We start from the raw sequence: 24,451 nt of genomic DNA, 5'->3' as shown, positions 1-24,451 counted from the left end.
GTCAGGCCCAGATGGTGGAGATCCACCGGAGCGGGGCGCAGTCGTCGCGGGTCGTGGTGCCCTTGCAGACGGTGACGTAGGCGTTGGTGTTCCAGCCGACGCCGTAGCTCGCCAGGCTGTAGTGCACCGGCGCGGTGCCCGGGCCGCACTGGGTGCCGGCCTTGGCGTAGACCGGCATGCTCAGGTCGTAGGTCACCGCGAACCAGGTGGAGTAGCACTCGCCGCCGCTGTTGGTCAGCTCGCCGTCGAAGACGACGTCCCACCGGTCCGGCTCCGGATGGTCCACGTAGTCCCAGGTGCCCGCGCTGGAGGCGGTGCCGTACGAGCCCGACCACACCCAGGCGGCGGGCGCCGCGGTGGCCGTGCCCTGGGCGAGCAGGAGCGCCGGACCGGCGAACAGCCCGGCGACGAGCGCGCCGGGGGCGCGTAAGCGGATGCGCAGCATGGTGCTGAGGTCTCCTTCCGGAACCGCCCCGGCGTACGGGGTCTCCTCCCCGTGCCGCGCCGAGGCACGGCCAGCCTAGGAGCGGCCCGGGCCGCCGGGCACGTGCCGCGTCATGAGCAGTTGGACACCCGTGCCGGACGGTCGGACGGTGCCGGTTGCTACCCTGCGCGGCGATCAGACGTCCGTACGAACAGGGAGTCCACGTGCCGCGCATAGCCCTTGTCACCTGCCGGTCCGGGGAGCAGGTCGCCGAGGACCGGGATCTGCCGGTGCTGGTACGGGCGTTGGGGGAGGCGGGGGCCGAGGCGAGCGCCGTGGCGTGGGACGACCCGGCGGTGGAGTGGGCCGGGTTCGACCTGGCCGTGATCCGGTCGACCTGGGACTACAGTTGGCGGGTCGCGGAGTTCACGGCCTGGGCCGACCGGTGCGGCGAGGCGACGCGGCTGCTCAACCCGGCCGGGGTGGTGCGCTGGAACACCGACAAGCGCTACCTCGGCGATCTGGCGGCGGCCGGGGTGCCGGTGGTGCCGACCCGGTACGTCGCGCCCGGTGAGCCGGCGGACCTGCCCGAGGACCAGGAGTACGTGATCAAGCCGGCGTCGGGGGCCGGGGCCCGGTACGCCGCCCGGTACGCGCCCGGCGAGCGGGACGGGGCGCTGCGGCACCTGGCGCGACTGCACGCCGAGGGGTTCACCGCGATGGTGCAGCCCTATCTGCGGGCCGTCGACACCGCCGGGGAGCGGGCGGTGCAGTACTTCGGCGGACAACTGCTGCACGCCAGCCGCAAGGGGGCCGTGCTCGCGCCCGGGACCGCCTACGACGAGCGGAAGGTCGCGCACCCGGGGCTGGAGCCGTGGACCCCGACCCGGGCGGAACTCGCCGTCGCCGAGCAGGCGCTGGCGGCGGTGCCGGCCCGGGCCGGGGAACTGCTCTACGCGCGGGTGGACCTCGTGGACGGCGAGGACGGGCGGCCCCGGGTCATGGAGCTGGAGCTGATCGAGCCGAACCTCTTCCTCTTCCTGCACCCCCGGTCGGTGCCCGAGGTGGTCGCGCGGGTGCTCGCCGCTAGCCGGTGACGGCGGTCCGCTGCAGCAGGCCCCAGGTGAACTCGGCCACCGCCTCCCGGGGCACGCCGCCGGAGTCCGGGACGGTGAGGGCGAGGGCCCAGCGGGTGGGGGCCGAGCCCTGCAGGGGGCGGGCGGGGGCGAAGGCGCGGGCCGCCTCGTCGACCGTGCAGGACCAGGGCGTGAGGTCGTCGAGGGTGCGCAGCGCAGGGGCGGGGGAGCCGGGGGCGCGGACCAGCCACTCGTTCCAGACGGCACCGCCCGGGGCGAGCAGCACCTCGAAGCGCAGGTCCGGCCAGAGCGGGACCGGCCAGCGGCGGGCCTCGCACTCCAGGTCGCCGACGCGGCGCGGCACCACCGACTCCGGCTCGCCCAGGACCGAGCGGTAGCGGGCGGCCGCCGAACGGGCGCGCGGCGAGCGCAGCATGGCCTGCCAGCGCTTGTTGGCCTCCCGCATCCGCCCGGCCGAGGCGCCCAGGCGGCGGCGGGCGTCGTCCACCAGGTCCGCGTTGTGGTCGGCCATGCGGCGCAGCAGGACCAGTTGGAAGTCCAGGGGCGTGAACGGGCCGGCGGATGGCATGCGTCCCATCCTCCCGCACCGGGACACCACCCGGGGCCGGCCCGCCCATTGCCCCGGCAAACACGCTATGGCTAGCCTGTGTTCGTCATACCGATCGCCTGTTGATATCTCGAACACCTCGGGGCGCAGGCGCCTCAGACGCAGGAGAGGAGCGGGCCGGACATGGGACGCCTCGTACCAGCCGTGACCAGGGCTCTCGACATACTCGAACTGTTCCTGGACGGGGACGGCACACTGTCGGCCCCCGACATCGTGCGCAAGCTGCAACTGCCCCGCACCACCGTGCACGAGCTGGTCACCACGCTCGCCGCCCGGAAGTACATCGTCCCGGTCACCGGCCAGCCCGGACGCTACCGCCTCGGCGTCCGCCCGTACCAGCTCGGCGCCCGGTACGCCGAGCACCTGGACCTCGCCGCCGAGGGCCAGCAGGTCGCCCGGAGCGTCGCCGAGACCTGCGACGAGACGGTGCACGTGGCGATCCTGGAGGACACCGACGTCATCTACATCGCCAAGGTCGACTCCACGCACGCGGTCCGCATGGTCTCGGCGGCCGGGCGCCGGCTGCCCGCCCACTGCACCTCGGTCGGCAAGATGCTGCTGGCCTCGCTGCCCGAGCGGGAACTGGCCGAGCGGCTGCCGGACGACGCCGAGCTGGTCGCCATGACCCCGAACAGCATCACCGAACCGGCCGCGCTGCGCGCCGCGCTCGCGGAGATCAGGGAGCGGGGCATCGCGGTGGAGAGCCGCGAGTCCAACCCGGACGTGAGCTGCGTGGCCGCCCCGGTCCGGGACCGCACCGGACGGGTCGTCGCCGCGCTGTCCATCTCCGTCCCGATGATCCGCTGGAGCGAGGAGCGCCGCGTGGAACTGGCGGAACTGGCCGCCAAGGGCGCGGCCGACCTCTCCGAACGCCTCGGCCACCGTAGCGTGGCATGACGGCCGGCCGAGGCGGCGCGGAAGACGACCGGACCAGGACCCCCGACCCCGACAGGAGAGGCGAGCGAGAGATGGCGTACGACGTGGCGGTGCGGGCCGAGGCGGCCCTGGGCGAGGGACCGACCTGGGACACCGGGACCGGGCGGCTGATCTGGGTGGACATCCTCGGCTGCCGGGTGCACACCTACGACCCGGCGACCGGGCGGCGCACCGTGCGCACCACCGAGCAGCACGTGGGCGCCGCCAAGCCCCGCACCGGCGGCGGGCTGGTGCTCAACCTGCGCGACGGCATCGGCCTGCTCGACGACGACGGCACCCTGCGCATGCTGCACCGGGACGCCGTCCCCGGCCGGCGCGGCAACGACGCCGCCGTGGCACCCGACGGCAGCCTGTGGGCCGGGACCATGCGCTACGACGAGGCGCCGGGCGGCGGCACGCTCTCCCGGATCACCGGCGACGGCACCGCGACCACCGTCCTCGCCGACGTGGCGGTCAGCAACGGCACCGGATGGAGCCCCGACGGGCGGCTGATGTACTACGTCGACTCGCCGACCCGCCGCGTCGACGTCTTCGACCACCGGGACGGCCGGGTGACGGACCGCCGGCCGCTGGCGGTGATCGAGGACGGCGCCGGGCTCCCCGACGGCCTCACCGTGGACGCCGACGGCTGTGTCTGGGTCGCCCTCTGGGACGGCGCGGCGGTCCGCCGCTACACACCCGACGGCAGGCTGGACCGGGTGATCGAGTTGCCGGTGCCGCGGGTGACGGCGTGCGCGTTCGGCGGCCCGGACCTGACCGACCTGTACGTCACCACCGCCCGGGTCGGCCTGACCGCCCCGCACCCGCTCGCCGGGTCGCTGCTGGTGGTCCCGGGGGCGGGCAAGGGCCTGCCGCAGCCCGCCTTCGCCGGCTGAGGTCAGCGGCCCACCCGGTCCAGGGCGCGCAGCACCTCCCGTTCGGCGGCGCTCAGCGGCGGCCCGGCCAGCGGGGGCAGCGCGGGCCCGGCGAGGGTGGCGAGCAGGGTGTCGGGGCGCAGCAGCCGGGCCGGGCCGGTGCGCATCGCGGTGACCTCCCACAGGGCGGCGGCGGCCGGGTACGAGCCGGTCGCCGCCCTGGTCAGCCGGCGGGTGTACGCGGCCACCAGGTGGTCGGCGGCGTTCGGGCTGCCGCCCCGGGTGCCCGGGTACCGCACGTCCTGGCTGACGGCCGTCGCCCAGGCCGCCTCCACCGACCGGGCGACCGCGCGCTGCGCCCGCCGGGCCAGTCCGGGCGCCCCGGCCCCGAGCCGCCGCACCGTACGGGCCAGGTCCAGGGCGCCGAGCGCGGCCACCGACATGCCCTGCCCGTAGGCGGGGTTGAAGGTGGCCAGCGCGTCGCCGAGGACCACGAACCCCTCCGGCCAGTGCCGGGCCTTCTCCGCGTACCGCCGGACGTTCGCGGTGCTGTGGCTGACATGGACGTCGGTGAGCGGCTCCGCGCCGGAGATCAGCCGGCCCACGATCGGGTCGGGCAGGTCGAGGGTGTACTTCAGGAAGCCCTCCGGGTCGGCGGGCGGCTCCGCGCCCCGGGTCCCGGCCAGGCTGACCATCCAGCGGCCGTCCTCGATCGGCAGCACCATGCCGCTGCGGCCGGGCCGCCCGGCGTACGGGTCGGCCTGCACCATGGTCAGCGGAAACCTTTCCGCGCCGGCCGGGGTCCGGTACACGCGGGTGGCGTTGACCAGCCCCGAGTCCACGGTCCGCGCCCGGACACCGGTGATGCCGAGGGCCCCCAGCCAGTGCAGCAGCCGTGAGCCGCGTCCGCTGGCGTCCACCACCAGGCCGGCGTCGAGCACCCCGTCGGCCAGTCGCACCCCCGTCACCCGCCGCGCGCTCCCGGCGAGTCCCGCCGCGTCGGCCCTGCGGACGGTGACGCCGGGGACGGTGAGGACGGCCCGGCGCACCGCCCAGTCCAGCAGCGCCCTGCTGCACGTGACCATCCGGGGCCCGTCGTGCCGCCAGCGCCGGAACCAGCCCTCGGAGGTCAGCGCCAGCATCCCGGAGCCGGGGGACATCTCCCGCGCCCCGGCCGCCAGCAGGTGCGCGCGCATGTCCACGCCCGGTATCAGGTCGTCCATGGCGGCCAGCCCGCCGGCCATCAGCAGGTGCGCGTGCCGGCCCTGCGGCACGCCCCGGCGGTGCTGCGGACCGTCGGGCAGGTCGTCGCGCTCCAGCACGACCACCTCGTCGACGGCGGGGGACAGCGCCGCCGCGGCCAGCAGACCGGCCAGGCCGGCCCCGATGACGACAGCTCTACGCGACATGGGTCTCCTCAGGTAACGGCCATGGCCGGAACGCGAGTTCAGCCATGGTTCCAGCCGTGGGCGGCCCTCACCGTACCTTCACGTTTGGCGTCGGCGGCGGCCGACCGGTCCAGGGCCTGGGCCAGTTCGACCAGTCCGCCGGTGCCGGAGACCTCGGTGGCGTGCAGCCGGTAGCTGCTCGGGGCGTCCAGCGGCGCCTCCCGGGCGGCGGCCCGGCGGGCGGCGTCGGTGAGCATCGCGGCCTCCGCCAGGAGCCGGGCCTGGTGCGCGCCGCGGCCCGCGCGCAGCGCCGCCTGGCGGGCCCGCTCGCGCACCCGGTCGTCGAAGTAGGGGGCGAGGGCGAGCAGGGCGTCGTGGATGGACACCTCCCGCCAGCGCAGCTTCTCCAGCGGCAGGTGCCACCAGGACACGGGCGGTTTCGGCGCGGCCGACACGAACCGCAGCAGCGTCCACAGCGGCGCCAGCTTCCGGTAGTCGCCCAGGCCCCGCCAGTGCGCGCGGACCGCGGGCAGCAGCCGGGGCAGCACGAACCCGGCGGAGCAGGTCAGCGCGCCCAGCGAGGCCATCGGCGGGGCGACGGAGGTGGACAGGAAGTCCAGGTCGTGCCCGGTCCACCGGGCGGCCACCGCGGTGTACTTGGCGGCCTGGAAGCCCACCAGGTCCAGCAGCCCGCCGATCAGGATCAGCCGCAGCCCGGTCCGCAGCAGCCCGGTCACCTCGCGCGCCCACTTGACGCACAGCACGCACATCACCAGCACGGCGGCGCTGTGCCCGGCCAGGTAGAGCAGGATCATCTCGCGCAGGAACGGCGTGCCGGCGTAGTAGGTGTCGAGGTCGGTGAGCCGCTCGGTGTCCGCGTCCGCCAGCGCGAACAGCGCGATCACCGCGACGATCAGCAGGGCGTACGCCGCGATCGCCCGCAGCACCAGGCGCCGCACCCGGTCCCGGGGCCCGCCCCGCCAGTTGATCAGCAGCACGATCAGCGAGCAACTGTAGGCGGACAGCATGCCGTAGGTCAGCGGGGCGCCGAAGTTGGGGATGCCGGTGAGGTCGTTGACGGCGGCCAGCGTCAGCGGCGCGGAGCAGACGAAGACCAGGGAGCCGAGGACGATCGCCACGCAGGTGGAGACGGTCAGCGGGTCGCGGACGGCGGTGACGGGCCGGCGCAGCAGCACCACGCAGGACAGGCCGAAGACCAGGGCCGCCAGGTACACGACGAGACTCATGCCCGTCCCCTCCGTCCGCCCGCCGGCCCGCTCACGCGGACCCCGTCGGGGCGGCGGCCGCCCGCTCCCGTACGGCGGCCAGGTCCAGCGGCCCGGCCAGCACATCGGCCACCCGCACCAGCACCCCCGGCCCGGGCACCGGCGGGCCCGCCCGGCCGGCCGGGTGCACCGGGTCCGCCGGGTGTACCGCGCCTGTCGCGCCGGCGGGCGCGCCGTCCTCCTCCACGGCGGCCGTGATGACGACCGCCCAGGCCACGGCCTCGGCGTGCCGGGGGTCGCCGGTGTCGTGCAGGACCGCCCGCCGCACCCGGTCGTACAGGGCGGGGTCGAGGCGCCCGCCGAGGTGGCTGAGGGCGTTGTGGACGCTGGTCTGGCGCCACATCAGCCGGGTCTCCGGGCAGGCGAGCCGGGGGCGGGGCAGCCGCAGGGCGCGGCGGGTCAGGACGTCGTCCAGGACCCGTTCCAGCGGGGCGAGCCGCAGATAGGTGCGCCGGGCCAGGTGCCACTGACCGAGCCGGGGTCCGGCCAGCGGGATGAGCACGCCGGCCACCGTGACCAGGGCGCCGAGCCCGGCCGCGCCCGGGGAGACGCCGGTGGCCAGCACCGACCAGTCCCGCCCGGTCCAGCGGGCGATCACGGCGGTGAGCTTGGCGACGCTGTACCCGGCGCTGCACAGGGTGCCGAGGCCGAGGACGGCCAGGCCGAACCGGAGCGGGCCGCGCACCTGCCGGGCCCAGCGCAGCGAGGTCACCGTGGTGACCGAGGCGGCGGCGAGGTGCCCGACCAGGTAGAGCACGATCATCTCCCGCACGGCGGGCGTACCGGCGTAGTACGTGTCGAAGTCGGTGCGGCGCTCCACCGGCGCCTCGCCCAGCGCGAACGCCGCGGCGATGCCGACGAGGACGCAGGCGTAGCCGATGATCCAGCGCCGGGCCACCCGGTGCACCGCCGGGCCGCCCCGCCAGTACACGACGAGCACCTGGGAGGCGGCGCTGTAGGCGGTGATGGAGGCGTAGGTCAGCGGGGCCGCCAGGTTGGGGGTGCCGCCGAGCCGGTTGACGGCGCCGACCGTGGGCGGGGCGCCGAGGAAGAAGCAGAGCCCGGCCAGGCCCAGGACCACGCAGATGGCCCGCAGGTAGGGGTCGTGGCGGTGGCGGATCAGGTCGGGGGCCTTCACCGCCAGGCCGAGCCAGAGCAGGGCGCAGCTCAGGTAGTTGACCAGGCCGTTCATCCGTGTTTCCCGCGGTAGTTGAGGGCCGCGCCGATCCGGGCGGCCAGGGCCTGGGCGTCGCGGTCGGCGGGGCCGGCCGGCTCGTCGGCCTCCAGCCAGGTGCGCAGCCTGCGGCCCATCAGCATGCCGAAGCGGTCCGCCTCCTGCTCCTCGGCGAGGCTGAAGTCGGTGCGGGCGGCGGCCGGGCGGGGGGCGCCGGGGGCGGGCGGGCCGTCGGCGGCGCGGCGGCTCATGTGCCAGACCTCGTGGCAGAGGATGACGATCTGGTGCCAGACGGCGGCCCGCCGGTCGACCACGATCACGTCGTGGTGCTCGCCCTCCAGCCACAGCCCGCTGGCGGTGTGCGGCGGGAAGGTCTCGCGGCGCACCACGATCTCCCGGCCCCGCCACGCGGTGACCGACGCGACCAGCGCGTCGAACAGCACCTCGGGGTCGGCGGGCACCGGCACCCGGATGGGGCCGACGAGCGCGTCGGCCAGGCGCCGCATCTGCCTGTTCCTGCGTACCAACTCCGCTGCCCCTTCGCCGGATGCGTCCTCGCGCCTCTCCCGTGCAATATGCCAAGACGGGCGCCCGCTCGGCCAGTTGACCACGATCAGTCGGTGACGCGTACGGCGTCCCCGCGGGCACCGGCGCGGTGGCGCACCGCCCGGATGTCGTCGGGCCGCCGCAGGGCCCGGGAGACGGCCCCGATCTCCCGCAGCAGTTCGGTGGTGTCGGGCTCGTCGGCGCCACCGCCGCCGCTGCCGGTCCGGCCCGCCTCGACCGCGTCCAGGACGGCCACCGCGGCGGCCAGCGCCCGCGCCCGCTCGGGCGGGTGGCCCAGGGCGAGGGCGGCGGCGTGGCAGCGGCGGCGCAGCTCCTCGTCGAGGCCGCGGGCGAGCGGCAGCAGCGTGTCGCGGATGAACGTCTCGCGGCGGGTCAGCCGCAGTTCGGGCCCGGCCCGCAGCACGAACCGCACGCGGTCGCCGCCGACCGAGCGCATCAGCGCGTACAGCGGCCGCAGTTCGCGGTGGGCCTGCCGCAGCCGCCGGCGTTCGCACAGGTACTGCCCGGCGTGCGGCAGGATGAAGCCGACCGCGATCAGCACGGCGGAGGCGCAGGCCGCGGCCGGTGCCACGTCGGTGTTGAGCCGGTCCAGGTCGTGCCCGCTCCAGCGGGCCCCGACGGCGGTGAGCTTGGCGGCGTCGAAGACCAGGTTCATCGCGTAGCCCGCGCCGAGGAACTTCAGCCCCCAGCGCAGCCAGGCGTCCAGGCCGTCGGTGCGGATCCAGTTCCGGATCAGCCGGGAGGTGATCAGCGCCGCCGTGGTGTGGGCGAGCAGGTAGAGCAGGATCATCTCGCGCAGGAACGGCGTGGTGGCGTAGTACGTGTCCAGGTCCCGCAGCCGCTCCACGGGCGCGTCGGCGAGGGCGAACAGCACCCACAGGGCGACGATCACCCCCGAGTAGGCCGCGACCACCCAGCGGGTGGCGCGGCGGGTCGCGGCCGAGCGGTCGGACAGCCCGCCCCGCCAGGCGATGATCAGCAGCAGGCAGGAGGCGCAGAACGCGGTCAGCAGCGAGTACACCCAGGGCGCCGAGATGTTGGGCACGCCGGTGAGCCGGTTGACCCGGGCGATGGTCGAGGGCGCGACGAAGACGAACACCGCGCAGGCCAGCAGGAGCAGTCCGCCGACCGCGCGGAGCATCGGATCGGCGCGGAACCGGATGATCGTGGGCAGTTTGATCGCCAGCGCGGCGGCCAGGACGGTGGCCGGGATCCACCAGAAGTCCGTGTAGAACTCGCTGAGGACCGCGATGTCCATCGCCTCCCCCTTCTCACCGCCGGTCGGCGGCCATCCGAGCGTACGCGCCCGGCGATGTTCACGTCATCGTGTCCAACCCATTGACGCGCGCGCCGGGCGACTTTACGGTCCCGTTCGAAGTTACGGGCGGCATCCGAAATACCGAACGGTGCCGTGCGGTCGACTCTCGAACAGATAGGGCAGGGCATGGGACGACCTGGCCTGAACCGCAGGCAACTGCTCGCCGGACTGGGCGGGCTGACGGTCGCCGGGAGCTTCGGCTTCGCGGCGCTCGGGACCGGAGCCGACGCGCTGGCCTCCGGCGCGGACACCCGGGTGCGCTACTGGAACCTCTTCAGCGGCGGCGACGGCTACAACATGATCGCGATGCTGGACGCCTTCCGCGCGGAGCACCCCGGCATCGACGTGAAGGACTCCACCCTCCAGTGGGGCAGCCCCTTCTACACCAAGCTCGCCATGGCGGCGGCCGGCAACCGCGCGCCCGACCTCGGCGTGATGCACCTCGGCCGGGTCACCGGCTTCTCGCCCGGCCGCCTCCTCGACCCCTGGGACGTGGACCTGCTCGCCGAGTACGGCGTCCACGAGGCCGACTTCAACCCCGCGCTGTGGAAGCGGGCCGTCATCGGCGGCGAACTGTACGCCCTCCCGCTCGACATCCACGTCCAGCTCTGCTTCTACCGCCGGGACGTCCTGCGCAAGGCCGGGCTGCTCGACGCCGACGGCCGGATGCTCTCCCCGGCCTCCCCCGACGAGTGGTTCGCGATGCTCAAGGAGGCCCGGGGCGCCACCGGGAAGGGGCTCCAGACCATCGGCCTGTGGCACAACGACCAGAACTTCCAGTGGTGGTTCTTCGTCGCCTTCTACACCCAGCTCGGCGGCACCTGGTTCGACGCCGCCGACACCGAGGTCACCTTCGACACCGACAAGGCCGCCCGGGTCCTGCAGTTCCTCCGCCGGCACGTCGCCGACGGCTACGCCAACCCGGACTACGGCGGCGGCGCGGGCGCCGAGCAGTTCGTCAACGGCTCCCCGTTCTGCTGGGAGGGCAACTGGTCGGTGCCGGTCTTCGACAGCGCGGAGGTCGACTACGGCGCCACCCCGCTGCCGCCGGTCTTCGGGAGGCCGGCCACCCACGCCGAGTCGCACGCCTTCGTCCTGCCCCACCAGGCGGGCCGGGGCGGCGCCGCCGACGAGGCCGCGCACCGCCTCGCCGCCTACGTCGTCACCCACGCCCGGCAGTGGGCGGCCGGCGGCCACATCCCCGCCTACACCCCGACCCTGTCCACGGCCGCCTACCGGGCGCTGAAGCCGCAGAGCGAGTACGTGTCGGCGATGGACCACCAGGCCACCGAGCCCAAGGTGTGGTTCGCCGGCTCCACCGGCATCCTCGCCCAGCGGGTCGGCCCGATCGTCGTCTCCGCCACGACCGGCTCCGCCCGGCCCGAGGCCGCCGCCCGCCGGATGAGGTCCACCCTCACCGAGCTGCTCGCCACCAAGAACCCCATGGACGGCCGCACCGCCGCGCAGGGAGGTGCGGCCGCATGACGACCACCAGCGCCGAGACCGTCCTGCGCCCCGCCCGCGCCGGGACCGCCGCCGGCACCGCCACCGTCCGCCGCGGACAGGGCTTCCAGCACGGCGGCTGGTTCGTCGCCCCGTTCCTCGCACTGTTCGCGCTGTTCGTCATCTGGCCCCTGCTGCGCGGCCTCTACCTCAGTTTCACCGACGCCAACATCTCCGGCGACGGCGCGAGCTTCGTCGGCCTGGACAACTACCGCGAGGCCCTCCAGGACCCCCTGGTCTGGGATGCGCTCGGCCACAGCGCCTTCTTCACGCTGCTGGTCGTGCCCGCCATCACCGTCCTCGCCTTCCTGCTGGCGATGCTCGCCCACCACATCGAGCGCGGCACCTGGCTCTGGCGGCTCTGCTTCTTCCTGCCGTTCCTGCTGCCGTCCACCGTCGCGGGCAACCTGTGGCAGTGGCTGTTCAACCCCGGCACCGGCATGGTCAACCACGTCCTGGGCCTGGACACCCCCTGGCTGACCGACAAGTCGTACGCCATGCTCGCCGTGGTCGTCTGCACTCTGTGGTGGACGGTCGGCTTCAGCTTCCTGCTCTACCTCGCCGCCCTCCAGGGCATCCCCGCCCACCTGTACGAGGCGGCCCGGCTGGACGGTGCGGGCGCCTGGCACCGCATGGTCCACATCACCCTGCCGATGCTGCGCAACATCACCGGCCTCGTCGTCGCCCTGCAGATCCTCGCCTCCCTCCAGGTCTTCGACCAGGCCGTCGTCATGCAGGACTTCGGCACCGGCCCGGAGGAGTCGACCCGCACCTTCGTGCAGTACACCCTCGAACAGGGCTTCACCAGCTACCGCGTGGGCTACGCCTCCGCGACCTCCATCATCTTCTTCGTGCTGATCGCGGCCGTCGCCCTGGGGCGGATGTGGCTGCTGCGCAACCGTGAGGAGGGCGGCCGATGACCACCGCCGTACGGATATCCGGGCGCCGGCCCTGGACGCCCGGCCAGATCGTGCTCACCCTGCTGGGCGCCGCCGTCTCCGCGGTGATCCTCGCCCCGCTGGTGTGGGCCCTGTGCACCTCCCTGAAGTCGGAGACCGAGGCCGTCGAGGTGCCCCCGCACTGGCTGCCGCGGCACGTCACCGGCCAGGCGTGGTCGGCCGTCCTCGAGAACGGCAACCTCACCGACTGGCTGGTGAACTCCCTCGTCGTCTCGGTCTGCGTCACCACCGTCGTCCTGCTGGTCTCCGCGCTCGCCGGATACGGCTTCGCCCGCACCGAGTTCCGCGGCAAGGCCGCCCTGATGGGCGTGGTGATGACCGGGCTCATGGTCTCCCCGGCCGTGCTCGGCGTCCCCCTGTTCACCACCGTCCAGCAGATGGGCATGGTCGACACCTACTGGGGGATGATCCTGCCGCAGTGCGCGCCCGCCGCGATGGTCTACATCCTCTACAAGTTCTTCCAGGGCGTCCCGCGCGAACTGGAGGAGGCCGCGTTCATCGACGGCGCGGGCCGCTGGCGGGTCTTCTTCACCATCATCCTGCCGCTGTCCCGCCCCTCCCTCGCCGCGGTCGGCATCTTCACCTTCATCGGCTCCTGGAACAACTTCCTCTGGCCGTACATGGTCACCAACAACCCCGACCTGATGACCATGCCCAACGGCATCGCGACCGTCATGAACTCCTACGGCATCCAGTGGGCCCAGTTGATGGCCGGCGGCCTGATGGCCGGCCTCCCGCTGATCGTCGTCTTCGTCTTCTTCCAGCGCCAGATAGTGGCAGGAGTGGCCCACACCGGACTCGCCGGCCAGTAGAAGCGCGCCCCAAAGGGGCGCGGGGAACTGCGCGACCAGCCACACCCAACCCGCACTCGCCAACGCACACGAACCCCCTCCTCGAAAGGCGCCCATGCGTACCGCCCGCTTCACCCTCGACCCCGCCTTCACCGTCGCCGAGGTCAACCCCCGCCTCTTCGGCAGCTTCGTGGAACACCTCGGCCGCTGCGTCTACACCGGCATCTACGAACCGGACCACCCCACCGCCGACGAGGCCGGCCTGCGCCAGGACGTACTCGACCTGGTCCGCGAACTCGGCGTCACCACCATCCGCTACCCCGGCGGCAACTTCGTCTCCGGCTACAAGTGGGAGGACTCCGTAGGCCCCGTCGAGCACCGCCCCCGCCGCCTCGACCTGGCCTGGCGCTCCACGGAGACCAACCGCTTCGGCCTCTCCGAGTACATCGCGTTCCTGCGGAAGATCGGCCCCCGGGCCGAACCGATGATGGCCGTCAACCTCGGCACCCGGGGCGTCGCCGAGGCCCTGGAACTCCAGGAGTACGCCAACCACCCCTCCGGCACCGCCCTGTCCGACCTCCGCGTCGAGCACGGTGACAAGGACCCCTTCGGCATCAAGCTGTGGTGCCTGGGCAACGAACTGGACGGCCCCTGGCAGACCGGCCACAAGACCGCCGAGGAGTACGGCCGGATCGCCGCCGAGACCGCCCGCGCCATGCGCCAGATCGACCCCGGCGTCGAACTCGTCGCCTGCGGCTCCTCCAGCCAGGCCATGCCGACCTTCGCCGAGTGGGAGGCGACGGTCCTGAAGGAGACGTACGACCTGGTCGACTACATCTCCCTGCACGCCTACTACGAGCCGGTCGACGGCGACGTGGACTCCTTCCTCGCCTCGGCCGTGGACATGGAGTCGTTCATCGAGAACGTCGTCGCCACCTGCGACCACATGGGCGCCCGCCTGAAGTCCAAGAAGAAGATCAACCTCTCCTTCGACGAGTGGAACGTCTGGTACCTCTCCCGCTCCGAGGCCCAGGTCGCCGCCCTCGACTGGCCCGAGGCCCCCCGCCTGCTGGAGGACAGCTACAGCGTCACCGACGCCGTGGTCTTCGGCTCGCTGCTCATCGCGCTGCTCCGGCACGCCGACCGCGTCACCGTCGCCTGCCTCGCCCAGTTGGTCAACGTCATCGCCCCGATCATGACCGAACCGGGCGGCCCCGCCTGGCGGCAGACCACCTTCTTCCCCTTCGCCCAGGCGTCGAGGTACGGCCGCGGCCAGGTCCTCGACGTCCGCGTGGACTCACCCACGTACGAGACGGCGAAGTACGGCGAGGCCGATCTGCTGCACGCCACCGCCGTGCGCGCCGGGGACGGCACGGTCACCGTGTTCGCCGTCAACCGCTCCCGCACCGAGGCGCTGCCCCTCGACGTCGCCCTGAACGGCCTGGAGCTGAGCGAGGTGGTCGAGCACAGCGCCCTCGCGGACGCCGACCCCGACGCCCGCAACACCCTCACCGAGCCGGAACGGGTCGCCCCGCACCCGGTCGAGGGCACGGCCGTCCGGGACGGCAGGCTCTCCGCCGTCCTGGAGCCGCTGTCCTGGAACGTGATCCGCCTGGCCTGACCGCTCAGCGGCCGGGGGCGGCCACCGGTTCCACCGGTACCCCTCCGGCCGCGCTGCCCAGCATCGTCAGCCGCACCTCGCCCGGCCCGGCCGCCGTGCCGCCCTCCGCCAGCACCGCCAGCGCCAGGGTGTTGTCGCCCCGGGTGCGCAGGACGCCGCCGGGCAGCACGAAGGTGTGCTGGGTGCCGCCGTTGACGTACTGGCCGATGTTCCAGCCGTTGAGGAAGAGCTGCGCCCGGTACGCCCGCTCGGGGGCGTCCTCCAGGACGAGCCCGAAGGCGGCGTCGACCGTCTTGGGGACGGACAGCCGGAACCGGGTCCGGTACCAGGTCACGCCCTGCCGCCGGTCCGCCCTCGGCAGTTGCACCGCCTCCCAGTCGCTCTCGTCGAGGCCCGGCAGGTGCCAGCCCTCCCGCTCGCCGTACAGCCCGCCGTTGTTCAGCGGCCCGCGCACGGGGTCGGGGGCGGCGGCGCCCCGCACCCGCCACCGGGCCCGCGCGGCGGCGCCCCCGAAGGTGACGGAGGTCAGCCCGCGCGCCGTCCACCGGTCGTCGTGCGGCCCCGGCCGCACCAGCACCGACAGCACCCCCTCGGACCGGTACCGGAACCGTTCGCGCAGAGCCTCCGGCAGCTCCAGCACGGTCGTCGCCTCCCCGTCGGCCGTCCCGTGCCCGGCGCCCAGCGGCTCCCCGTCCAGCCAGGCCAGCACCAGCCCCTGTCCGCCGGTGCGGTGGGCCAGGCGCACCGAGGTGAGCCCGGCGGCGTCCGTGAGACGGGCCCGGTACCAGACATCGCCGTACGGGAAGCCGTAGTCGTCGGCGAAGAGGACGGGCTGCCCCTTCGGCACCGGCGTCGGCCCGGCCGACGTCCGCTTGCCGGCGACCGTCCAGTCGGTGTCGTCGAAGTCCGGCGCGGCCTCCGGGTTCTCCGTCCGGCGCCGCCATCCGGTGAGCGAGGGCGGCACCGGCGCGGGCGCGGCCGGCAGCGGGGCGGTGCCCGGCGCGGGGGCCGTGACGGTCAGGCTGCCGGCCCGGGTGACCGTCACCGGCTGCGCGGTGCCGTTCCAGGTGAGGCCGGTCAGCCCGCGCGGCCCCCACACCTCCAGGCCGGTCGCGGCCCGGATGTCCCCGGTCAGCCGCGCGGTGTCGCCGTCCAGGGCGACCCGGCGCAGCAGCGCCGGGCCGTGCACGAGAACCTTCCCGGACGGCGTCTCGTAGGGCCACAGCCGCAGCGAGGTCGCGTCGTCGGCGAAGACCAGGATCAGCGGCCGGTCCGATCCGCCGCCCTGCACCAGCACCCGGGTCAGCCCCCCGGCGCCCAGCGGGGCGGACACGTTGAGCCGCCCGTGGTCGTAGGCCCAGGCCGCCTCGGCGTCCAGCCGGGTCGTCTCCGGCTGGCTCGGGCACTCCAGCACCACCCGCGCCATCTCGCCGTACCGGCCGACGAACACGGCGATGTCCTGCCGGCCCGCGCCCAGGAACAGCATGGGCTGCACGGTGGCGTACGCCAGCTTCCGCTCCCCGCCCATCGACATGCCGGTGACGAGCAGCTTGGCGTCCCGGGCCGCCACCGGGACGGGCCCCTGGACGGCGGTGCCCGGCAGTTCCGTGGTCAGGTCCTGGTCGGAGTCGTTGCGCAGCACGTACACCCGGGCGCCGGTGTCCGGGTTGGCCAGGTGCCGCACCGCCACCCGCCGGTCCCCGGCCCGCACCCGCGCCGCCGGCTCCAGCTTGGACAGGTCGGGCACGTGCCGCAGCAACTGCCCGATCTGGTGCACCGGCGCCAGCCTCCCGGTCGCCTTGCGCCCCCCGTCGAACGCGGCCCCCTCGTCGTACGCGGTGGGCACCGGCGGCGCGCCGAGCCACCCCCAGGACACCCCGCCGAACGCCAGCGACCCCTGGGGCGTCACCGAGCCGCCCGCGAGGTCGTCGAGCCGCCGTCGCCGCTCCTCGGCGGCGTCCTTCGGCCGCGGCACCCCGGTGTCCCCGTCGACGAGCGGTACGTCGATCCCGTCGGCGCGGACCTGCTCGCGCCAGCGCGGCTCGGTCAGCCGGTACAGCAGCACCGTGCCCTGGCCCGAGGTGTAGAGGTGCCGCCCGGCTATCTCGTGCACCCGGCGCAGCCACTCCCGCTCGTGCCGCCGGCGGTCGGCCGGGGCGATCCCCGCCAGCCACCCCGGCAGGCCGCCCGCGTCCACGCCGGCGCCGATCCGGGGACCGGGCCGCAGCACCACGTACAGCCCCGCCGCGGCGGCCGTGCGCAGGAACAGGCCGAGGTCCCGGACGCCGGTGAAGTCGTAGCGGCCGGGGGCGGGGGAGTGCTGGTGCCAGGCGAGCGGGACCTCCACCGCGTTGTAGCCGTGCGCGCGCATCTTCTCCAGCGCGTCCCGCCACAGCGAAGGGCTGGGCAGCCGGAACATCTGGAGCTCACCGGACCACAGCACCAGCCGCCGCCCGTCCACCAGCAGCGAGTACCGGTCGGCGCGGACCTCGTGGCGGCGCCCGTCGGCGGCCGGCGGCGGGGGCGGCGGCCCGGTGGGCACCACGCGGCCGGCCCCGGACGGAGCCACCGCGCCGCTGCTGCCGCCGCCGAGCACGAGGCCGAGGACGGTGGTGCCGGCGACGGCGCTGAAGGTACGTCTGGTCAGCTCCAAGGGGAGCGCCTCCTGTCGAGCGCCTCCTGTCGGCGCGGGTTCATGCGCTGTTCACGTGCGGGGCCATTCTCTACAACCGGCCCGGTAAAGGTCATATGAGCAGCTCAGCAGGGGTGCGAAGGGCCCGTACCGGCCGCCGGACCGGCCCCGGTGAGGCTGTGCGGCGTTCTCATCACCCTCTCAGCCCGTCCTCAGACAGGCCCCCTAGCCTCTCCTCCGGCCCCATCCCTACCTCTCCCGTCGGGAATGCCGGGAATCGACGAAGGACGGCGGTACCGCATGCGCACGCTGATAGTGCTCGCCCTCGCGGGCCTGGGCGCCCAGCTCGTCGACGGCAGCCTGGGCATGGCCTACGGCGTGACCTCCACCACCCTGCTCCTCGCCCTGGGCACCAACCCGGCCGCCGCCTCCGCGACCGTCCACCTCGCGGAGATCGGCACCACCCTGATGTCCGGCGTCTCGCACTGGCGCTTCGGCAACGTCGACTGGCGGGTGGTCGCGCGCATCGGCGTGCCCGGCGCGGCCGGCGCCTTCCTCGGCGCGACCGTGCTGTCCCGGCTCTCCACCGAGGTCGCCGCCCCGGTGATGTCCGTCATCCTGCTCGGCCTCGGCCTGTACGTCCTGTCCCGCTTCACCCTGCGCGGCCTGCCCAAGGACCGGCTCGGCGGCCCCTTGCGGAAACGGTTCCTGTCCCCGCTGGGCCTGGTCGCCGGGTTCCTCGACGCCACCGGCGGGGGCGGCTGGGGCCCGGTCGGCACCCCGGCCCTGCTGGCCAGCGGCCGGATGGAGCCGCGCACGGTGATCGGCTCCGTCGACACCAGCGAGTTCCTGGTCGCCATCGCCGCCAGCCTGGGCTTCCTGTTCTCCCTCGGCTCCCAGGGCCTGGACTGGACCTGGGTGGCGGCCTTCCTCCTCGGCGGCCTGGTCGCCGCCCCCGTCGCCGCCTGGCTGGTCCGCCTGGTCCCGCCCCGCGTCCTCGGCTCCGCCGTCGGCGGCGTCATCGTCGTCACCAACGCCCGCACCCTCCTGCACAGCGACTGGGCCCGGCTGACCGGCGCCCCCGCGCTCTGCGTGTACGTCCTCCTGTACGCCCTGTGGGCGGCGGCCGTGGGGTACTCGGTCCGGGCGCACTTGCGGGAGCGGGCGGCCGAACCCGCCCCGGCCGGTGCGGAGCAACCGCTGGCGGCGGCGCGGCGATCTCCCTAGCGTGTTCACCCTGAGCGACTCACCGCAGGGGGGCACGTGTCCGAACAGCACCGCATCGAACTCGCCGACGCCGTGGAGGCCGTACGGGAGGAACTGATCACCGCGGCGTCCCGGGCCTCCGGCCAGGACGTGGCGTTCGAGGTCGGGGACATCCAATTGGAGTTCGGCGTCGAGCTGCGCAAGGAGATCAAGGGCGGCGTCAAGGTCAAGGCATGGGTGATCGAGGCGGGCGCCGACGCGGGCGGCAGCCGCACCAGCACCCACCGGGTCGCCGTCACGCTCAAGGCGATCGACCCCCGCACCGGCAAGGCGTGGCAGGTGCACAACCCCGACCGGGGCAGCGTGGCCGGCTTCGGCCAGGACAGCGACCCGTCGTGATCGGCGGGCGGGCCCTGGACCGGGTGGTCGCGGTGCTGGCGGAGGGGCAGGGGAGCGGGGTGCTGCTGGACCGCAGGTACGTACTGACCGCGTGGCACGTGGTGGAGAGCGGGGCGGTGGAGGCGATCCACCCGTCGGCGCGGAGTACCACCCCGTGCAAGGTCATCTGGGAGAACAAGGCCCTCGACGTGGCGCTGCTGCGGGCCGACGCCCCGCTCGTCAGCGCCGAACGCGCGGCGCCCATGGGGCTGCTGAGAACGGGCAGGGTCGACACCCCCGAACCGCTGCCGCACTGCCAGATCGTCGGTTTCCCCGAGATCCAGCGCTACGGGGACGAGAACGCCCTGGAGTACGACCAGTACCGCGTGAGCGTGCTGCCGATGGCGGGACGCATGAGGAGGACCCTCGTCTGCGAGCTGGACCGCCCCCCGGCCGACGAGGCGGGCCGCCGGGACTCGCCCCTCCAGGGCCTGTCGGGGGCGCCCGTCTTCGCCGGAGCGGTCCTGTTGGGCATCGTCACCGAGATCCCGCGCGGTCGGCTGCACTTCAGGGTGGAGGCGGCCCCGTTCGAGGCGGTGGCGCAGGCCATGGCCGGAGAGAACATCGGCCTCCACCCGAAGCCCAAGATCGAGGACGTCACCGACGTCCACCCCCAGGACGAGCGGTTCGAGGCCCGTTACGCCGAGGATCTCAGCTCGCAGTACCGCAAGACGGAGATCTTCGGCATCGACGAACTGGGCCGGGGCGAGGCCCGCTGGGACCTGGACACCGCCTACCTCAGCCTGGAGGCCGAACCCGCCCACGAGGACGATGTCCACCGGAGCCGGCGACCGAAGTCGGCGTCCTCCTCGCACCGCATCGACACACTGCTCGCCGACCGCCCCCGCGCGCTGCTGCGCGGTGAGGCGGGGGCGGGCAAGACGACCCTGGTGTGGTGGCTGGCGGCGCACGCGGCCAACGCCACCCTCAACGAAAACCTCGCCGAGCTGAACGGCCTGGTGCCCTTCGTGATCCCCCTGCGTGAAGTGCACGCGCGGGGCGGCAAGTTCCCCGCCCCGCCCGATCTGCTGTCCGCCGGGCGGGTCCTCACCGACAGTCCGCCGGCCGGCTGGGTCCGGCGCGTCCTGGAGGCCGGCCGGGGCCTGCTGCTGGTGGACGGCCTGGACGAGGTACCGGAGAGCAGACGCGAGGAGGCCCGGCGCTGGCTGGCCGTCCTCCTGGACCGCTACCCCCGCACCCGCTGCCTGGCGACCGTGCGGCCCAACGCGGTCGAGAAGGACTGGCTCGCCCCGGACGGTTTCACGGAACTGACCCTGCGGCCGATGAGCGACGAGGACATCAGAGCCTTCGTCGAGGCATGGCACGCCGCCGCACGCATCGAGTGCGACCACCTCTTCACCGGCGGGCGCCGCACCGACGAACGGGACCAGCTCACCTCCCTGGAGGAGAGCCTGCTCCACCAGTTGGACGAGAACGCCGCGCTGCGGGAACTCGCCCGCACCCCGCTCCTCTGCGCGGTGATCTGCGCCCTGCACCGCCGTCGCGGCGGTCTGCTGCCCACCACCCGCTGGTCGCTGTACCGGGCCGCCCTCGCCATGCTCCTCGGCGGCCGGGACGCCGCCCGGGGCGTCCGCAACCCCGACGACCTGACCCTCGACTCCGACGAGCAGCACGCGCTGCTGCAACGGCTGGCCATCTGGCTGGTCCGCACCGGCCAGCAGCAGATGTCCCACGCCACCGCCGTCCAGCAACTGGAACTGGCCTTGCGGGACATGCCGCAGATCCGCTCCCAGGCCGCTCCCGCGCGGGTCCTGCGGTTCCTGCTGGAGCGCAGCGGCCTGCTCAGGGAGCACACGGACGACGCGATCCAGTTCATCCACCGCACCTTCCAGGAGTTCCTCGCCGCGAAGGAGTTCCACGAGAGCGGCTACATCCTCGAACTGCTCGACCGGGCCGACAAGGAGGAGTGGCAGGACGTGATCGTGCTGGCCGTCGGCCACGCGACGCGCAGGGACGCCAACGAACTCATCGGCAAGCTGGTCGACTTCGGAGAGGCCGCCGAGCACCGGGAGAAGCGCTGGCACCTGCTCGTCCTGGCGGCCCGCTGCGCCACCAGCCTGCTGACCCTGGACGCCGACCTGATGGACCGGGTCCGGGAGGCGGTCCGGGGGCTGATGCCGCCCCGGGCGTACGGGGAGGCCGCCGAGCTGGCGGAGCTGGGGGACTGGGCGGTGGACGTACTGCCGGGCGCCGAGGAGGTGACGGCACCCGAAACGACGGTCCTGGCGCTCACCCACATCCGCAGCCCCCGGGCACGGCAGGCCCTCAGACCGTTCGTGTCCCACCCCGACGAGGAACTCGTCGACCTCGTCGTCCAGGGCTGGGGCATGCACCCCACCGGCGCGTACGCCCAGGAGGTCCTGGCCGGTGTGCACGTCCCCGACCTCTACCTGGACCGCCGGGACATGCTCCCCCATCTGCCGCTCCTGGGCTCCCTCCGGCACGTCACGGTGGCGGCCCCGGTCTCGGCGGACGAACTGGACACCTACCTGCCGACGACCGGACTGAAAAGCTTCACCTGCCGGAACGACACCGGTCTGGACAGCCTGGCCTTCCTGCGCCGCCGCACCGACCTGGAGTACGTGGAACTGCGGCACGAAGCCTGCGCCCTCGACCTGTCCGTGCTGGCGGACCTGCCCCTGAAGTTCGCGGAACTGCATGTGGGGGGCGTACCGGTGGAGCACCTCGGCGTCCTCCCACGGTGCGAGTCCCTGCGCGTTCTCCGGCTGAGCGGGGTACCCGACGCCGGATGGCAGGGCCTCGCGGCGCATCCCGGGGTGCGCGGCCTGACGGTGTACTCGACGGACCCGAGCTGGCTGTCGACCCTGCCGGACTGGACGGAGCTCGAGTCGCTGACCGTCAACAGCGCGGAGCGCAACATCCCCGAGATCCTGGCCGCCGTGAGCGCCCGGCCCCGGATCAGCGAGCTGTCCCTGCGGGTCCGCAATCTCTCCCAATTGAGGGCTCTGGCACCGCTCGCTCATGTACGCCGCCTGGAACTGACGCATGTCAGGCGGCACATCAACATGTCGCGTGTACGGCGTTTCTTTCCGGCACTGGAGGAACTGACCCTCGACCTGCGGCTCGACGACGACCCGGAGACCAAGCACATCGACCTCACGCCTCTCGCGGACTCCGGGCTGCGGGTCACACTCCAGGGATTCGTCCGGCTGGGCTTCGAGGTCCGGGGCAGGAAGGCGCTGGGCGACAGGTTCACCGACACGGACCTGATCCATCTGAAACCGGTCGGAGGCATGGACGACTGAGGCCATGACCCGCGCCGGGCGGCCCCGGAGCGAGCGCGAACGCATGTTCGCCAATCGGGAGAAAAAGGACTAGGTGATTCCCGTCGACGCCGCCAGGCCCCGGCAGTACGGTCCCCTCCTCGGGGTGGCGCAATACCGCCCCCGTGACGGCAAGGAGGGCCTCATGCCCTGGGACATGTCTGTGTGCAAGTGGGGAGTGCCGGCGGACTTCACCGACGACGACGCGCTGGCGGCGGTCAAGGCCGCGGACTTCACCAAGTCGGTGTTCGTCAACACCTCGGCGAAGGAGCGAAAGACCCGGCAGGCGTACACGTACGTCACCGTGAAGGGGTACCGGCTCTGCGTCGTCGGCCACCTCCACCAGCAGCCGGACGGCAGCAACCCCGGTTCCGGGAACTGTTTCATCCCCGGCTGGGAGAACTGGGACGTCAAGACGGCGAGCGACGTCGTCGCCGTGATCGCCAAACTGCCCGACGGCGGCACATGGCTGGACGACGAGCGGTACCCGCACCCGGCCGTCTGATCACCGACGCCGTGCGGATGGAACAATCCTCGGCATGGCTGTCATACACCGGACCTACGTCAAGCCGACCAAGCTGGAACTCCTCACCTCCTGGCTCCCCTCCCGGCCGTGGTACCGCGGCGGGGCGGGCGAGCCGGAGCTGACCAAGGCCGGCGGCTTCCGGCTGGACGACCCGGAGGGCGAGGTCGGCATCGAGTTCATCATCGTCACCGACGCCTCCGACACCACCTACTTCGTGCCGCTCACCTACCGCGGCGCCCCGCTCGACGGCGCGGACCACGCGCTGATCGGCACGACCGAACACGGCGTCCTGGGACAGCGCTGGGTCTACGACGGCTGCCACGACCCGGTCCTGGTCGCCCAGTTGCTCGCCCTGATCGAGGGCCGCGCCGAGCCCCAGGCCCAGAGCATCAGCAACACCCCCGACCGCGAGGTCACCCACACCCGCCCGGACACCGCCCCCCTCACTCCGACGTCCGCCCCCGCCGACACCGACGACACCACGGACCTGCCCCTGGCGGACGCGACCCTGCACCTCCACCGCGTCCTGCGTCCCGCCTCCCCGGAGGACCCGACCGGCCATGTCTCCGGCCCCTGGGACGCCCCGGACGGCACCCGGGTCCAGGGCACGTTCGTGACGATCACGACCCCTTGACCCGACTCGCGGGCGGAAGGGCTGGCTCCGCCGAGGCGGGAGAGCGGGCGCGGTTGAGCCAGAACGTCAGCGGCACACCCGCGTGAGGAAGTCGCCCCAGGCAGCGGGGGAGACGGTGAGCTGGGCGCCGTCCTTGTCCTTGGAGTCACGGATGTGGACGGCGCCGGGGCGGGTGGCTATTTCGACGCAGTCGCCGTCGCTACTGCTGCTGTAGCTGGACTTGGTCCAACCGACGGCCACTTCGACGCAGTCCCCGTCGCCGCTGCTGCTGTAGCTGGATTTGTACCATGCCAGGTCGTTGATGCTCATGAATCTCCTCGCATCTGCTGCAACAGGCTCACGGAGTCTTCGAGTGAGAGAGCCTGTGAGCGCATCCTGGCATACCGTCGTTGGAGGACGCTGATCTCTTTGGGATCGGTGATGAATAAGCCGCCACGCTGACCTTCGTTGTAGGCGAACCAGCGGGTCTCCGGCGTCTCCAGCAGTTGAATGGGTCCCGCTAAGCCGGTGTGGGCCCCTTGGGCGATTGGCATGATCTGGATCTCTACGTTGCGCAGCTCGGCAATATTGAGTAGATGATCGACCAGGCTCCGTGTTGCTTCCAGAGCACCGGTTCGCCGCAGCAGCACGTGCTCCTCAATGATGAAGCTGAATGCGGTGTTCGCGCGCTCCCGCAGCAATTTCTGGCGTTGGGCCCGTGCCACCCACTGAGCCTTGATCTGCGCGTCGTCCAGCGGCGGCAACTGGGCTGCGAACAGGGTCTTTGCGTACTTTTCCGTCTGCAACAGACCCGGCACCATCCGGCATTCATACGTGTAGAGAGTGACAGCCGCCCCCTCCAACTGCGCCCACCGCCGGAACCAGGACGCCAACCCCGGCTGCCGTACCAGGTGAGCCGCCGCCCGGCGCAGCGCGCCCGTGTTGCCGAAGACCTCTTCCGCGCGGTCCACGAAGGCCGCGTCCGCCATGCGGCGGCCCAGCTCCACGGACGCCACCGTGTGCTTGGAGAAGCGGACCAGTTCCGCGAACTCCTTCCGGCTCAATCCCGCGTGCTCCCTCAACCCTTGGACCATCGCACCGAACGTGCGCAGGCTGTCCGACGACTCGTCGTTCACGGCGCGTCACCTCCCCGACCATGGTCACGGTTGGTGACGGGTACTGTCCAGCGGGTGACTGCGTACTCCG

22 protein-coding genes are annotated in these 24,451 nt (G+C 73.2%); 12 read left to right on the top strand and 10 right to left on the bottom strand.

What is annotated here, in order from left to right:
• Nucleotide 1: 1 nt before the first annotated feature.
• Nucleotides 2–445 carry a hypothetical protein gene (locus IE316_RS01165; RefSeq protein ID WP_190202171.1) on the bottom strand — a complete coding sequence of 148 codons (444 nt, stop codon included), beginning with the start codon at nt 443–445 and terminating at the stop codon, nt 2–4.
• A 203-nt stretch (nt 446–648) separates the two neighbouring features.
• Here IE316_RS01165 and IE316_RS01160 point away from each other — a divergent pair, with 203 nt between their 5' ends.
• The gene (locus tag IE316_RS01160) at nt 649–1,521 is read left to right on the top strand and encodes an ATP-grasp domain-containing protein (protein ID WP_190202170.1); all 873 of its coding nucleotides are present in this window, start codon (nt 649–651) and stop codon (nt 1,519–1,521) included.
• Here IE316_RS01160 and IE316_RS01155 read toward each other — a convergent pair.
• On the bottom strand, nt 1,511–2,098 hold the full coding sequence (locus IE316_RS01155) for a hypothetical protein (protein ID WP_190202169.1): 588 nt from the start codon (nt 2,096–2,098) through the stop codon (nt 1,511–1,513). The two genes, IE316_RS01160 and IE316_RS01155, sit on opposite strands and share 11 nt — an antisense overlap.
• A gap of 153 nt (nt 2,099–2,251) precedes the next feature.
• On the opposite strand from IE316_RS01155, the gene IE316_RS01150 reads away from it, so the two are divergent.
• Together IE316_RS01150 and IE316_RS01145 are read left to right on the top strand one after the other, a co-directional pair.
• Nucleotides 2,252–3,025 (top strand): IclR family transcriptional regulator, encoded by a 774-nt coding sequence (locus IE316_RS01150; protein WP_190202168.1) that lies wholly within the window; start codon nt 2,252–2,254, stop codon nt 3,023–3,025.
• Nucleotides 3,026–3,096: 71 nt separating this feature from the next.
• Entirely contained in the window at nt 3,097–3,939 is an 843-nt protein-coding gene (locus IE316_RS01145) for an SMP-30/gluconolactonase/LRE family protein (protein ID WP_190202720.1), read from the top strand.
• 2 nt (nt 3,940–3,941) lie between these two features.
• Here the strand turns inward: IE316_RS01145 and IE316_RS01140 are convergent, their stop codons facing one another.
• The 5 genes from IE316_RS01140 to IE316_RS01120 form a co-directional block, all read right to left on the bottom strand.
• Nucleotides 3,942–5,327 carry an NAD(P)/FAD-dependent oxidoreductase gene (locus tag IE316_RS01140; protein WP_190202167.1) on the bottom strand — a complete coding sequence of 462 codons (1,386 nt, stop codon included), beginning with the start codon at nt 5,325–5,327 and terminating at the stop codon, nt 3,942–3,944.
• A gap of 38 nt (nt 5,328–5,365) precedes the next feature.
• Nucleotides 5,366–6,553, bottom strand: a complete 1,188-nt coding sequence (locus tag IE316_RS01135; protein WP_190202166.1) for an MAB_1171c family putative transporter — start codon at nt 6,551–6,553, stop codon at nt 5,366–5,368.
• A 31-nt stretch (nt 6,554–6,584) separates the two neighbouring features.
• Nucleotides 6,585–7,784 (bottom strand): MAB_1171c family putative transporter, encoded by a 1,200-nt coding sequence (locus tag IE316_RS01130; RefSeq protein WP_190202165.1) that lies wholly within the window; start codon nt 7,782–7,784, stop codon nt 6,585–6,587.
• On the bottom strand, nt 7,781–8,272 hold the full coding sequence (locus IE316_RS01125; RefSeq protein ID WP_190202164.1) for a toxin: 492 nt from the start codon (nt 8,270–8,272) through the stop codon (nt 7,781–7,783). Before IE316_RS01125 ends, IE316_RS01130 begins: the two co-directional genes overlap by 4 nt.
• Nucleotides 8,273–8,379: 107 nt before the next feature.
• Entirely contained in the window at nt 8,380–9,591 is a 1,212-nt protein-coding gene (locus IE316_RS01120) for an MAB_1171c family putative transporter (protein WP_190202163.1), read from the bottom strand.
• A 186-nt stretch (nt 9,592–9,777) separates the two neighbouring features.
• On the opposite strand from IE316_RS01120, the gene IE316_RS01115 reads away from it, so the two are divergent.
• The 4 genes from IE316_RS01115 (at nt 9,778) to arfA (ending at nt 14,525) form a co-directional block, all read left to right on the top strand.
• The gene (locus IE316_RS01115; protein WP_190202162.1) at nt 9,778–11,136 is read left to right on the top strand and encodes an extracellular solute-binding protein; all 1,359 of its coding nucleotides are present in this window, start codon (nt 9,778–9,780) and stop codon (nt 11,134–11,136) included.
• The gene (locus IE316_RS01110) at nt 11,133–12,074 is read left to right on the top strand and encodes a carbohydrate ABC transporter permease (RefSeq protein WP_190202161.1); all 942 of its coding nucleotides are present in this window, start codon (nt 11,133–11,135) and stop codon (nt 12,072–12,074) included. Before IE316_RS01115 ends, IE316_RS01110 begins: the two co-directional genes overlap by 4 nt.
• On the top strand, nt 12,071–12,925 hold the full coding sequence (locus IE316_RS01105) for a carbohydrate ABC transporter permease (RefSeq protein ID WP_190202160.1): 855 nt from the start codon (nt 12,071–12,073) through the stop codon (nt 12,923–12,925). The genes IE316_RS01110 and IE316_RS01105 overlap by 4 nt, the downstream gene beginning before the upstream one ends.
• 94 nt (nt 12,926–13,019) lie before the next feature.
• Nucleotides 13,020–14,525: an arabinosylfuranosidase ArfA gene (gene arfA, locus IE316_RS01100; protein WP_190202159.1), complete on the top strand. Its 1,506-nt coding sequence runs from the start codon at nt 13,020–13,022 to the stop codon at nt 14,523–14,525.
• Between the two features lie 4 nt (nt 14,526–14,529).
• On the opposite strand, the gene IE316_RS01095 is transcribed toward arfA, so the two are convergent.
• Complete coding sequence (locus IE316_RS01095) at nt 14,530–17,178, bottom strand: glycoside hydrolase family 35 protein (protein WP_190202158.1); 2,649 nt, start codon at nt 17,176–17,178, stop codon at nt 14,530–14,532.
• A 279-nt stretch (nt 17,179–17,457) separates the two neighbouring features.
• Here IE316_RS01095 and IE316_RS01090 point away from each other — a divergent pair, with 279 nt between their 5' ends.
• The 5 genes from IE316_RS01090 to IE316_RS01070 all read left to right on the top strand — a co-directional run bounded on the left by IE316_RS01090 (nt 17,458) and on the right by IE316_RS01070 (nt 23,266).
• Nucleotides 17,458–18,384, top strand: a complete 927-nt coding sequence (locus IE316_RS01090; RefSeq protein WP_190202157.1) for a sulfite exporter TauE/SafE family protein — start codon at nt 17,458–17,460, stop codon at nt 18,382–18,384.
• A 36-nt stretch (nt 18,385–18,420) separates the two neighbouring features.
• Nucleotides 18,421–18,762: a trypco2 family protein gene (locus tag IE316_RS01085; protein WP_190202156.1), complete on the top strand. Its 342-nt coding sequence runs from the start codon at nt 18,421–18,423 to the stop codon at nt 18,760–18,762.
• Complete coding sequence (locus IE316_RS01080; RefSeq protein ID WP_190202155.1) at nt 18,759–22,088, top strand: NACHT domain-containing protein; 3,330 nt, start codon at nt 18,759–18,761, stop codon at nt 22,086–22,088. The genes IE316_RS01085 and IE316_RS01080 overlap by 4 nt, the downstream gene beginning before the upstream one ends.
• Nucleotides 22,089–22,251: 163 nt before the next feature.
• Complete coding sequence (locus IE316_RS01075; protein WP_190202154.1) at nt 22,252–22,611, top strand: hypothetical protein; 360 nt, start codon at nt 22,252–22,254, stop codon at nt 22,609–22,611.
• 34 nt (nt 22,612–22,645) lie between these two features.
• Nucleotides 22,646–23,266, top strand: a complete 621-nt coding sequence (locus tag IE316_RS01070; protein ID WP_190202153.1) for a maltokinase N-terminal cap-like domain-containing protein — start codon at nt 22,646–22,648, stop codon at nt 23,264–23,266.
• Nucleotides 23,267–23,332: 66 nt separating this feature from the next.
• On the opposite strand, the gene IE316_RS01065 is transcribed toward IE316_RS01070, so the two are convergent.
• Together IE316_RS01065 and IE316_RS01060 are read right to left on the bottom strand one after the other, a co-directional pair.
• Nucleotides 23,333–23,575: a DUF397 domain-containing protein gene (locus tag IE316_RS01065; protein ID WP_190202152.1), complete on the bottom strand. Its 243-nt coding sequence runs from the start codon at nt 23,573–23,575 to the stop codon at nt 23,333–23,335.
• Entirely contained in the window at nt 23,572–24,339 is a 768-nt protein-coding gene (locus IE316_RS01060) for a helix-turn-helix domain-containing protein (RefSeq protein WP_190202719.1), read from the bottom strand. Before IE316_RS01060 ends, IE316_RS01065 begins: the two co-directional genes overlap by 4 nt.
• Between the last annotated feature and the right edge of the window lie 112 nt (nt 24,340–24,451).

Origin of the sequence: Streptomyces fumanus, from assembly GCF_014655295.1 — a bacterium.
Taxonomy (GTDB): Bacteria; Actinomycetota; Actinomycetes; order Streptomycetales; family Streptomycetaceae; genus Streptomyces; species Streptomyces fumanus.
This window is presented reverse-complemented; position numbering and strand designations above follow the sequence as displayed.

Bases quoted from the DNA above. Each gene is read 5' to 3' on its own strand.
- IE316_RS01125 (WP_190202164.1), bottom strand. From the start codon at position 8,272: ATGCGGCGCCTGGCCGACGCGCTCGTCGGCCCCATCCGGGTGCCGGTG.
- IE316_RS01060 (WP_190202719.1), bottom strand. From the start codon at position 24,339: ATGGTCCAAGGGTTGAGGGAGCACGCGGGATTGAGCCGGAAGGAGTTC.
- IE316_RS01110 (WP_190202161.1), top strand. From the start codon at position 11,133: ATGACGACCACCAGCGCCGAGACCGTCCTGCGCCCCGCCCGCGCCGGG.
- IE316_RS01105 (WP_190202160.1), top strand. From the start codon at position 12,071: ATGACCACCGCCGTACGGATATCCGGGCGCCGGCCCTGGACGCCCGGC.
- IE316_RS01090 (WP_190202157.1), top strand. From the start codon at position 17,458: ATGCGCACGCTGATAGTGCTCGCCCTCGCGGGCCTGGGCGCCCAGCTC.
- IE316_RS01115 (WP_190202162.1), top strand. From the start codon at position 9,778: ATGGGACGACCTGGCCTGAACCGCAGGCAACTGCTCGCCGGACTGGGC.
- IE316_RS01155 (WP_190202169.1), bottom strand. From the start codon at position 2,098: ATGGGACGCATGCCATCCGCCGGCCCGTTCACGCCCCTGGACTTCCAA.
- arfA (WP_190202159.1), top strand. From the start codon at position 13,020: ATGCGTACCGCCCGCTTCACCCTCGACCCCGCCTTCACCGTCGCCGAG.
- IE316_RS01065 (WP_190202152.1), bottom strand. From the start codon at position 23,575: ATGAGCATCAACGACCTGGCATGGTACAAATCCAGCTACAGCAGCAGC.
- IE316_RS01140 (WP_190202167.1), bottom strand. From the start codon at position 5,327: ATGTCGCGTAGAGCTGTCGTCATCGGGGCCGGCCTGGCCGGTCTGCTG.
- IE316_RS01145 (WP_190202720.1), top strand. From the start codon at position 3,097: ATGGCGTACGACGTGGCGGTGCGGGCCGAGGCGGCCCTGGGCGAGGGA.
- IE316_RS01150 (WP_190202168.1), top strand. From the start codon at position 2,252: ATGGGACGCCTCGTACCAGCCGTGACCAGGGCTCTCGACATACTCGAA.
- IE316_RS01135 (WP_190202166.1), bottom strand. From the start codon at position 6,553: ATGAGTCTCGTCGTGTACCTGGCGGCCCTGGTCTTCGGCCTGTCCTGC.
- IE316_RS01165 (WP_190202171.1), bottom strand. From the start codon at position 445: ATGCTGCGCATCCGCTTACGCGCCCCCGGCGCGCTCGTCGCCGGGCTG.
- IE316_RS01120 (WP_190202163.1), bottom strand. From the start codon at position 9,591: ATGGACATCGCGGTCCTCAGCGAGTTCTACACGGACTTCTGGTGGATC.
- IE316_RS01075 (WP_190202154.1), top strand. From the start codon at position 22,252: ATGCCCTGGGACATGTCTGTGTGCAAGTGGGGAGTGCCGGCGGACTTC.
- IE316_RS01070 (WP_190202153.1), top strand. From the start codon at position 22,646: ATGGCTGTCATACACCGGACCTACGTCAAGCCGACCAAGCTGGAACTC.
- IE316_RS01130 (WP_190202165.1), bottom strand. From the start codon at position 7,784: ATGAACGGCCTGGTCAACTACCTGAGCTGCGCCCTGCTCTGGCTCGGC.